The 10,048-nt window shown below is 71.1% G+C and carries 10 protein-coding genes; all 10 read right to left on the reverse strand.

Annotated elements, in window-relative coordinates:
- Window positions 1-128 precede the first annotated feature (128 nt).
- Window positions 129-1,025, reverse strand: coding sequence for a metal ABC transporter permease (locus ACOJUF_RS02700; protein WP_420120325.1), 897 nt, complete (start codon window positions 1,023-1,025; stop codon window positions 129-131).
- Window positions 1,026-1,032: 7 nt separating this feature from the next.
- Window positions 1,033-1,932, reverse strand: a complete 900-nt coding sequence (locus ACOJUF_RS02705; RefSeq protein ID WP_420120326.1) for a metal ABC transporter ATP-binding protein — start codon at window positions 1,930-1,932, stop codon at window positions 1,033-1,035.
- Window positions 1,929-2,882, reverse strand: a complete 954-nt coding sequence (locus ACOJUF_RS02710) for a metal ABC transporter solute-binding protein, Zn/Mn family (RefSeq protein ID WP_420120327.1) — start codon at window positions 2,880-2,882, stop codon at window positions 1,929-1,931. Before ACOJUF_RS02710 ends, ACOJUF_RS02705 begins: the two co-directional genes overlap by 4 nt.
- Before the next feature lie 475 nt (window positions 2,883-3,357).
- A complete protein-coding gene (rlmB, locus tag ACOJUF_RS02715) occupies window positions 3,358-4,341 on the reverse strand; it encodes a 23S rRNA (guanosine(2251)-2'-O)-methyltransferase RlmB (RefSeq protein ID WP_420120328.1) in 984 nt (327 codons plus the stop codon).
- Window positions 4,342-4,371: 30 nt separating this feature from the next.
- Window positions 4,372-5,796, reverse strand: coding sequence for a cysteine--tRNA ligase (gene cysS / locus ACOJUF_RS02720; RefSeq protein WP_420120329.1), 1,425 nt, complete (start codon window positions 5,794-5,796; stop codon window positions 4,372-4,374).
- Window positions 5,797-5,840: 44 nt separating this feature from the next.
- Window positions 5,841-7,547: a glycoside hydrolase family 13 protein gene (locus ACOJUF_RS02725; protein WP_420120334.1), complete on the reverse strand. Its 1,707-nt coding sequence runs from the start codon at window positions 7,545-7,547 to the stop codon at window positions 5,841-5,843.
- Between the two features lie 19 nt (window positions 7,548-7,566).
- Complete coding sequence (locus ACOJUF_RS02730; protein ID WP_420120330.1) at window positions 7,567-7,953, reverse strand: histone-like nucleoid-structuring protein Lsr2; 387 nt, start codon at window positions 7,951-7,953, stop codon at window positions 7,567-7,569.
- Window positions 7,954-8,151: 198 nt separating this feature from the next.
- A complete protein-coding gene (locus ACOJUF_RS02735; protein WP_420120331.1) occupies window positions 8,152-8,979 on the reverse strand; it encodes a sugar phosphate isomerase/epimerase family protein in 828 nt (275 codons plus the stop codon).
- Between the two features lie 69 nt (window positions 8,980-9,048).
- Window positions 9,049-9,729 carry a response regulator gene (locus ACOJUF_RS02740; protein WP_420120332.1) on the reverse strand — a complete coding sequence of 227 codons (681 nt, stop codon included), beginning with the start codon at window positions 9,727-9,729 and terminating at the stop codon, window positions 9,049-9,051.
- The coding region (locus ACOJUF_RS02745; RefSeq protein WP_420120333.1) for a sensor histidine kinase at window positions 9,726-10,048 on the reverse strand (323 nt) is incomplete at its 5' end. The genes ACOJUF_RS02745 and ACOJUF_RS02740, both read right to left, overlap by 4 nt.

The raw sequence follows: 10,048 nt of genomic DNA on the forward strand, positions 1-10,048 counted from the left end.
CCGCGGCGCCGCGGACCCGCCCCGTTCGGCGTCCTGCGGTCTCGGTGGTCACCCGGCTGGAATCCCCCGTCTCGGTTCTCCGTCTCCGTTCGCCGGGGCGATCGGTCCGCGGGTCGGCGGTGGGCGGGTCAGTGCGCGCCGGCGGCCACCCGGGACGCCGGCTCCGCCGCGGGTCGCCGGGACCAGCCCCGCCGGGTCCGAACCGAACCCGTCACCCGGCAGATCACCCAGATCAGGAACGAGATCGTGGTGATGTAGGGGCTGATCGGGATGCTGCCGCCGAGCGCGAGCAGGATGCCGCCGACGGTCGAGATCATCGCGAACGTGACCGAGAGCACCGGCACCCACAGCGCGGACGCGGTCACCCGCATCGCCGCCGCCGCCGGCGTGACCAGCAGCGAGAGCACCAGCAGGGCGCCGACCACCTGGATGGCCATGGCCACCGTCAGGCCGAGCATGAGCATGAAGACCGGGGACAGGCCGCGGACGGCCACCCCGCGGGCGGCGGCGATGTCCGGGTCGACCGAGGCGAACATCAGCGGCCGCCACACGACGGCCAGCGCAGTCAGGACCAGCAGGGAGATCCCGCCGAGCCACAGCAGCTGGGGGTCGTCGACAGCCACGATCTGCCCGGTCAGCAGCCCGAACTTGTTGGCCGACCGGCCCGGGTACAGGGCCAGGAACAGCACCCCGAGGCCGAGGCCGAACGGCATCAGGACGCCGATGATCGACGACCGCTCCCGGGCCTTGACGCCCAGCACGCCGATGACCACCGCGGCCAGCAGAGACCCCTTGATCGACCCGACCACCACGTTCATGCCGACCAGCAGCGCGAACGAGGCCCCGGCGAAGGACAGCTCGCTGATGCCGTGGACCGCGAAGGTCAGGTCGCGCATCATCACGAAGACGCCGATCAGGCCGCCGACCAGACCGAGGACGGCCCCGGCCAGGATCGAGTTGTGCAGCAGCGCGAGCAGCTGGCCGTAGTCGGTGAAGTTGAAGATCTTGTCCCAGACGTCGTTCACCGGCCGGTCACCGTCCCCATCCCGGATCGGTCGCGCCGTGGTCGTCGTGCGACTGATGCTCGGTGCTCTCCAGCGACGACACGACGATGATCCGGCCCTGGGCCCGGAGCACGTCCACCGGCGCCCCGTACAGCTCGGACAGGCCGGCCGAGGTGAGCACCTCGTCCGGGCGGCCGAGCCGGAACGACCCGCCGGCCAGGTAGAGCACCTGGTCCACGTAGGGCAGCACCGGGTTGATGTCGTGGGTGACGAACAGCACCGCGGTGCCCAGGCGCCGGCGCTGCTGATCGATCAGCGCGGCGATGTCCTGCTGGTGGCGCAGGTCCAGCGCGGCCAGCGGCTCGTCGCACAGCAGCAGGACCGGATCGCTGGCCAGCGCGGCCGCGACCCGGATGCGCTGCAGCTCGCCGCCGGACAGCATCGAGACCGGGGAGTCGCCGAAATCGGTGGCGCCGACCGCGGCCAGCAACTCGTCGATGCGGGCCCGGATCCGGCGCCGCCGGCCGCCGACCGCCACGGGCAGGCCCCAGCGGTGACCGTCCAGGCCCAGCCGCACCACGTCGCGGGCCTTGATCATCGTGGCCGCATCGATGGCGATCTTCTGCGGGACGTAGCCGACGTCGGTGCTGCCGCGGCCGAGCGGGCGCCCGCTGATGGCGCCCGAACCGCTGGTCAGGGCCACCTCGCCGAGGATGGTGCGCAGCAGGCTGGTCTTGCCCGACCCGTTGGAGCCCAGGACGGCGACGAACTCACCCCGGGCCATCGACAGGTCCAGGTGGTGCCACAGGGTCCGGCGACCGAAGGACAGCCCGGCGTCCTGCAACTGCAGGGCGGGCGGGCCGACCGGGGCGGCCACCCGGGCCGTCGCCGGCCGGGCGGCCACCGCCGCGGTCGCCGGCTCGGTCATCCGCCCAGCGCCTGGCTCAGCGCCTGGATGTTGGACTTCATCCACGAAAGGTAATCCTGCCCGTCCGGCAGGGTCTCGGTGACCGGAACCGTCGGGATGCCGTTGGTCTTCGCCGCCTCCAGGACCTGCTCGGTCTGCGGACCGGTGGTCTGCTCGTTGTAGGCGAGCAGCTTGACCTGCTTGTCGGCGAACAGCGCGAGCGTCTGGTTCATGACCGCCGCCGGGACGTCCGTCTCGTTCTCGATCGCCTCGCTGAACTCGGCCGGGGTGACGTTCGACAGGCCGGCCGACTCCAGCAGGTAGACCGGCACCGGCTCGGTGATGGCGACCGGCGCGCCGTCGTGCGCGGCATTGATCGCCTGGGCCTGGGTGATCAGACCGTTGACGGCCGTGTCGAAGGTGGCCGAGTTGGCCCGGTAGGTGCTCGCGTTCGCCGGGTCGATGGTCGCCAACTGGGCGGCGATCGCATCGGCGACCTTGATCGTGCCGGGCAGGTCGTACCAGACGTGCTCGTTGAGCTCACCGTCCTGCGGGGTGACGCCCGAGGCGTCGACGGCGGTCACGACCGGCGCCTGCGACCCCGCCGACGAGATCATCGTCTGCATGAAGTCGTCGTACCCGCCGCCGTTCTGGACGATCAGCTGGGCCGACGAGAGGGCCAGCTGGTTGCGGGGGGATGACTGGAAGGAATGCGGGTCGGCGCTGGGGTCGGTGATGATCGAGGTGACCTCGACGTGGTCACCGCCGATCTGCTCGACCACGTCGCCCCAGACGTTGGTCGCGGCGACGACCTTGACGGTTCCGCCGCCGGCGCCGGCCGACCCGCTGGCCGCGGCGGTGGTGCCGCCGGCCCCCGACCCACCGCCCGAACATGCCGCCAACGTCAGGGCGACGGCCCCGCCCAGCAGGGCCGTCCCCAGCCGCCGGCGTCCGTGAGAGTTGTTAACCATTCTGAGAATCACTCTCGACAGAGTAGTCCATCCGCCCGCCCGCTTCACCCACCCCACTTCACCCACCTACCCGCCGCGCCCCGACGGACCCCACCCGCGCCTCGACCCGCTCCCCTGCCCGCGCCTCGACCGGCTCCCCTGCCTCGCGCGGATCATCTACGCCGGCGCGCATGAAGTCGTCGACTCCCGCCCCACCGGTCACATTCGGGGTGATTTGATCCGCGCGGGTATCCACAACCGGTTGTCCACAGCGCCGCGCGGACGAAGTCGTTGACTTCCGTCCCACCCGTCACATTCGGGGTGGATTGATCCGCGCAGCGTTAGATGATCCGCGCGGGCCGGGCCGGGGTCGAGTCCGCGGTCAGGGCCGCGGTGAGGGACGCGGTCAGTGCTGCGCGGACGAAGTCGTCAACACCCGCCCCAGCCGTCACATTCGGGGTCAGTTGATCCGCGCCACGCTTGTTGATCCGCGCGGTCAGGCGCCGGTGGGGCGGTCGGCGCGGCGGCGGCGGGCGACCTCGGCCAGGACGACGCCGGCGGCCACGGAGGCGTTGAGCGACTCGACGGCCCGGGCCATCGGGATCGATACGGTCGCGTCACAGACGGTCCGGGTGAGCCGGGCCAGCCCACGGCCTTCCGACCCGACGACCAGCACCAGTGGCGCGGTGGCCAGTTCGAACGAATCGGTGTCGGTGGTGCCGTCGGCGTCCAGGCCGACGACCATCAGGCCCTGCGCCGCGTAGTCCTTGAGGGTGCGGACCAGGTTCGTGCACCGGGCGACCCGCAGCCGGGCCGCGGTCCCCGCCGACGTCCGCCAGGCCGACGCGGTCATCCCGGCGCTGCGCCGCTCGGGCACCAGCACGCCGTGCGCGCCGAAGGCGGCGGCGGACCGGACGATCGCGCCCAGGTTCCGCGGGTCGGTGACACCGTCGACGGCGACGACGAGGGCGGGTCGGCCGGAGTCGCGGGCCCGGGCGAGCAGGTCGTCCGGGTGCGCGTACTGGTACGGCGGGACGACCAGGGCGACCCCCTGGTGGATCGCGTTGCCGGTGAGCCGGTCCAGCTCCGGCCGCGAGACGTCCAGCTGCGGGATGCCCCGCTCGGCCGCGCCGGTGATGGCCTCGGCGACCCGCTCGTCGGCGGACAGGCCGCCCGCGACGTAGAGCGCCGTCGCCGGCACCCCCGCCCGCAGGGCCTCGACCACCGGGTTGCGGCCGACCACCGTCTCGGGCAGTTCGCCCCGCGGCCGGGCGGCCGGCTTGGCCGCGGTCGCCGCCGGCTTGCGCTTGGCCGCGGCCGCGGCCCGCCGGGACGCGGGGTGGCCCTTGCGCATCTCGGCCGGGGGCGTGGGGCCCTTGCCCTCCAGGGCGCGCCGGACCCGGCCACCGCTGCCGGTGACCTGCCCCTTCTTGGTGCCCGCCTTGCGGGTCGCGCCGCGACGCTGGGAATTGCCGGCCATGTCAGGTCCTCCGTGACGGGTGGGTGGTGATCAGGACCGGCCGGTGGCGCCGGCGACGGACCACACCGGGCCGTCCTTGGTGTCCTCGATGGCGAAACCGGCCGCGGCCAGCTGCGTCCGGATCTCGTCGGCCCGGGCGAAGTCCCGATCCTTGCGGGCCTGCGTGCGGTCGGCCAGCAGCCCGTCGAGCAGCCGGCCGGTGGCCTCCACCAGCCGGCGGTCCTCTCGCCGGGTGGCCCACGGCTGCGCCCACGGGTCCAGCCCGAGCACCGCCATCATGGCCCGCACCGACGAGGCGAGCCGCTGGGCGGCGGCCTCGTCGTTCTCGCCCCTCCCGGCCAAGGCGCCATTGCCGGCCCGGACCATCTCGTGCACGACGGCCAGCGCCCGCGGCACGCCCAGGTCGTCGTCCATCGCCTGCCGGAACGCGTCCGGCACGTCACCGAGCGGGATGCCCTCCTGGCCGGCACCGGACCGATCGGCGGCGCGCTGCAGGAACGCCTCGATCCGCTCGTAGGCCTTGGCCGCGTCGGCCAGGGCGTCCGGGGAGTACTCGATCGACGACCGGTAGTGCACGCTGATCAGGTAGTACCGCAGCGCAACCGGCCGGACCTTCTCGGTGATGGCCGGGACCGACAGGATGTTGCCCAGCGACTTGGACATCTTCTCGCCGGCCATCGTCACCCAGTGCGAGTGCAGCCAGTACCGGGCGAACCGGTCGCCCAGGCCGTGCGACTGGGCGGCCTCGTTCTCGTGGTGGGGAAAGATGAGGTCCAGGCCGCCGCCGTGGATGTCGAACTCCGGCCCGAGGTAGGCGCGGGCCATCGCCGAGCACTCGATGTGCCACCCGGGTCGTCCCCGTCCCCAGGGCGAATCCCACGAGGGCTCGCCCGGCTTGGCCGACTTCCAGAGCGTGAAGTCGGCCGGGTCGCGCTTGTCGCTCGCGTCGGCCTCGCCCTGCACCATCTCGTCGATCCGCTGGCCGGACAGGAACCCGTAGTCGGGTTGAGTGCGCACCGCGAAGTAGACGTCGCCGCCGGCCGCGTAGGCGTGGCCGCCGTCGATCAGCTCGCCGATCATCTCCAGGATCTGCGGGATGTGCCCGGTCGCCCGGGGTTCGACCGACGGCCGGAGGCAGCCCAGGGTGTCGTACGCGTCGTCGAAGCTGCGCTCGTGCGTGGCCGCCCACTCCCACCAGGGGCGGCCGGCCTCGGTCGCCTTGGCCAGGATCTTGTCGTCGATGTCGGTCACGTTGCGGACGTGCCGCACCTCGAAGCCGTTGAACTCCAGCCACCGGCGCAGCACGTCGTAGACGATCCCGGCGCCCCGCAAGTGGCCGATGTGCGGGTGCCACTGCACGGTCGCGCCACAGTTGTAGATCGACACCAGACCGGGCTGCAGCGGCTCGAACGGCCGGACCGAGCGGGTGGCGGTGTCGTACAACTGGAGGCTCACCCATCAATCCTACGGTGCGCCGCCCGTCCGAAGGCTACGGTGCGTCACCGCACCCGCCGGTAGACGCGGGCCTCCCACGGTCGCAGCCGGATCGAGCCCGCCGCCGCGTCCGCATCGGCCGGATAATTGCCCAGCACGAGTTCGGACCCGGCCCATTCCGATTCCTCCGGCACCGGCGCCGTGGCCGGTTCCCCCGAGAAATTGGCCACCACGAGCAGGGTGGTCGACCCGAATCGACGGGTGAACGAATAGACGACCGGATCGTCGGGCAGCAGCATCGTGAAGTCGCCGTGCGCGACGGCCGGTTCCGCGTGCCGCAGGGCGATGACCGCCCGGTAATGGTTGAACACCGAATCCGGATCGTCGGTCTGCGCGGCCGCGTTGATGTCGACGTGATTGGGATTGATCGCGATCCACGGCCGGCCGGTGGTGAATCCGGCTCCGGGGCCGGCATCCCATTGCATGGGGGTCCGCGCATTGTCCCGGCTCTGCTTGCGCAGGGCCGCCAGAACCGACTCGGGATCCTCACCGGCGGCCACCGCGGCCCGGTAATGATTGACCGATTCGATGTCCCGGAAATCGTCCGGGCCGGCGAACGGCGCATTCGTCATACCCAGTTCTTCACCCTGGTAGACGTACGGCGTCCCGCGGTGCAGGTGCAGCACGGTGGCCAGCAGCTTGGCCGATTCCACCCGATGGAGGCCGTCGTCGCCGAACCGGGACACCGCGCGCGGTTGATCGTGATTGTCCCAGTACAGGCTGTTCCAGCCACGCTCGGCCAGGCCGGCCTGCCACCGGCCCAGGCTCGCCTTGAGGTCCAGCAGCCGCAGCGGGCGCAGGTCCCACTTGCCGCCCGGTCCCTGGTCGAGGCTGACATGTTCGAACTGGAAGACCATGTCGACCTCGTGACGGTCGGGGTCGGTGAACAGCACCGCCTCGTCCACCGTCACCCCGGGCATCTCGCCGACGGTCAGCAGGCGACCGGGCCGACCGGCGAACACCTCCTCGTGCATCTCCCGGAGGAATTCGTGGATCCGCGGCCCGCACTGGAAAGCCGGGGAGCCGTCACCGAGCACGCCGTGGGTGACCGCCCCGTCGGGCAGCGACGTGTCCTTGGAAATCATGTTGATGACGTCCATCCGGAACCCGTCGACCCCGCGGTCCAGCCACCAGCGCATCATGTCGTAGACCGCGTGCCGGACGGCCGGGTTCTCCCAATTCAGGTCGGGTTGCTTGCGGGAGAACAGGTGCAGGTAATACTCCCCGGAGGCCGGATCGAATTCCCACGCCGGGCCGCTGAAGAAGGAGCCCCAGTTCGTCGGCTCCGCCCCCGGGCCGCCCGGCGGCAGACCCGGGCGGGCCGGGCGCCACCAGTACCAGTCCCGGCGGGGGCTGTCCGGCCCCGACCGCGACTCGACGAACCAGGGGTGCTCGTCGGAGGTATGGTTGACGACCAGGTCCATCACGAGCCGCATGCCCCGCTCGTGCACCGCGGCGAGCAATTCGTCGAAGTCCGTCAGGGTGCCGAAAACCGGCTCGACGTCGCGATAGTCGCTGATGTCGTACCCGTTGTCGTCCTGCGGGGACGGGTAGATCGGAGACAGCCAGATGACGTCGACGCCCAGTCGGGCCAGGTGGTCGACCCGATCGATGATGCCCCGCAGGTCGCCGATGCCGTCTGCGTCGGAGTCGGCGAAACTGCGGGGGTAGATCTGGTAGACGACCGCGCTCTTCCACCAATCCGATTCCATCGCGTCGGTCACGACCGGATCAGCCGGCCGATTCCTCGTAGCGACTGAGCACGTCGGCCGGAATACGGCCGCGGGCCGAGACGGTGATGCCGTTGGCGGACGCCCACTCCCGCACCGCGCGGGCGTCCACCCGGGCCGGAGCCGGCGCGGCGGCGGCCTTGCCGGCCGGCCGCGTCCCGCGAACGCGGCGGGCGGCGGCGGTGAATTCGGCCAGCGCTTTCCGCAGGGCGGCCGCATTCCGCTTGTTGAGGTCGATTTCGTACGACCGGCCATCGAGACCGAAACGGACGGTTTCCGCCGCCTTCGTGCCGTCCAGATCGTCGGTCAGCGTCACCGTGGTCTGCTGTGCCATGAGGTGCTCCGTACCTTCCAGTGCCGCCAGGAAATAAACCGGAACACTCGACACAGACAATTCGGGTCGCTCACTACCCGTGGGGATGCCAGGCACGGCAAACTACCCCGCGAGAATCACGCCCCGACGACGGGATCCAGGCCGGTTCCGCCGGTCATACCGGCGTGCCACCCAGCGTAGCGCGTCGAACGGGTTGCGGTCGCCGTCCGGCCCACATCGACGCGCGGACGTTTCGCTGCGAAGGGCGGGCCTTCACTCGTATTGAGTGAAGGCCCGCCCGTTCGGCGGCTCGGGCGCGGCCAGATTCAGCCGGGCAAATGTCAGGGCCTCGGCCAGATCGGTCTCCCGGGCATCGGCATCCTTGCCCCGGGTCGAAATCTCGACCACGACACCGCCGTCGAATCCGTTGCGGGCCAGCCCCTCCAGGATTTCCGCGCACGGCTGGCCGCCGCGCCCGGGGACCAGGTGCTCGTCCTTGCCGGACCCGGAGCCATCGGCAAGATGCAGGTGTCCCAGCCGATCTCCCATCAGGTCGGCCAGTTCGACGGCGTCCGTGCCGGAGGTCGCGGTGTGCGAGAGGTCGAGCGTGAACCATCGGTGCCCGGCCGGGACCGGATTCCAATGCGGTCGATAACTGTTCACCTCGGTGCCGCGCACTTTCACCGGAAACATGTTCTCAACGGCGATACGCACCGGCGTCCGCGCCTGCAATTCCGCGACCGCCTCGGTGAACGTCGCGGCGGCCGCACGCTGCCACAGGAAGGGCGGATGGACCACGACGGTGCCCGCGCCGAGCCGTTCGGCCATGTCGATAGAACGGGCGAGTTTGACCAGCGGATCGGTGGTCCAGACCCGGGCGGTGACCAGCAGGCACGGCGAATGCACCGACAGGACCGGCATCGAGAAATCGTCGACGAGGGCCGCGAGCGCGACCGGATCCTGACTCGTCGGATCGGTCTGGACCATCACCTCGACCCCGTCGTACCCGAGCTCCGCGGCCCGGGCAAAGGCCCGCGCGGTCGATTCCGGATACACCGCCGCCGTCGACATGCCCACTTTGATCGGTGGAATGCGAATCACCGCGGTCCACCCGCACCCAGCACGACGTTCCCTCCCGGTTCGGCTCCCGTCACGGTACCGGGCCCGGCGTCAGGCCTCGAGCTTGTACCCCAACCCCCGGACGGTGACCAGGTACCGGGGGGCGGCCGGATCGGGCTCGATCTTGGCCCGCAGCCGCTTCACGTGAACGTCCAGGGTCTTGGTGTCGCCGACGTAGTCGGCCCCCCACACCCGGTCGATCAGCTGACCGCGGGTGAGCACCCGGCCGGCGTTGCGGATCAGGTACTCCAGCAGGTCGAACTCCTTGAGCGGCAGCGACGTCGGCAGGCCGTGCACGCTGACCACGTGCCGGTCGACGTCCATGCGGACGGGCCCGGCCTGGAGCACCGGGGAGTGGATGTCCTCCACCTCGACCCCCCGGCGCAGCACCGCCCGGATGCGGGCGATCAGCTCGCGCGTCGAGTACGGCTTGGTGATGTAGTCGTCGGCGCCCAGTTCCAGGCCGACGACCTTGTCGATCTCGGTGTCCTTGGCGGTCACCATGATCACCGGCACCGACCCGCGGACCCGCAGCTGCCGGCAGACCTCGGTCCCGCTCATGCCCGGCAGCATCAGGTCCAGCAGCACGATGTCGGCGCCGGAACGGTCGAACACCTCGAGCGCGTCGGTCCCGTTGGCCGCGACCTCGGTGCTGAACCCTTCCTTGCGCAACAGGAAGGCCAGCGGCTCGGACATCGACTCTTCGTCCTCGACGATCAGGACCCTGGTCATGCTGCTCCTCGATGGACGGGTGCCGGGCTGCCGGCCGGCGGGGCACCCGGACCGCCGGCACCGACCGTGCCGACCGTGCCGACAGTGCCGACAGTGCCGACATAGGCCGGCAGGCTCAGCGTGAAGGTCGATCCCAGCCCGGGGCGGCTCCAGACGGTGGCCGTGCCACCGTGATTCGCCGCGACCTGCTTGACGATGGCCAGGCCCAGACCGGTGCCGCCGGTCGACCGGGAGCGCGCCGGATCGACCCGGAAGAAGCGCTCGAAGACCCGCTCGGTGTATTCGGGGGCGATGCCCACCCCGCGATCGGTCACCGCGA

It is taken from the genome of Nakamurella sp. (assembly GCF_048594475.1).
Lineage (GTDB): Bacteria > Actinomycetota > Actinomycetes > Mycobacteriales > Nakamurellaceae > Nakamurella.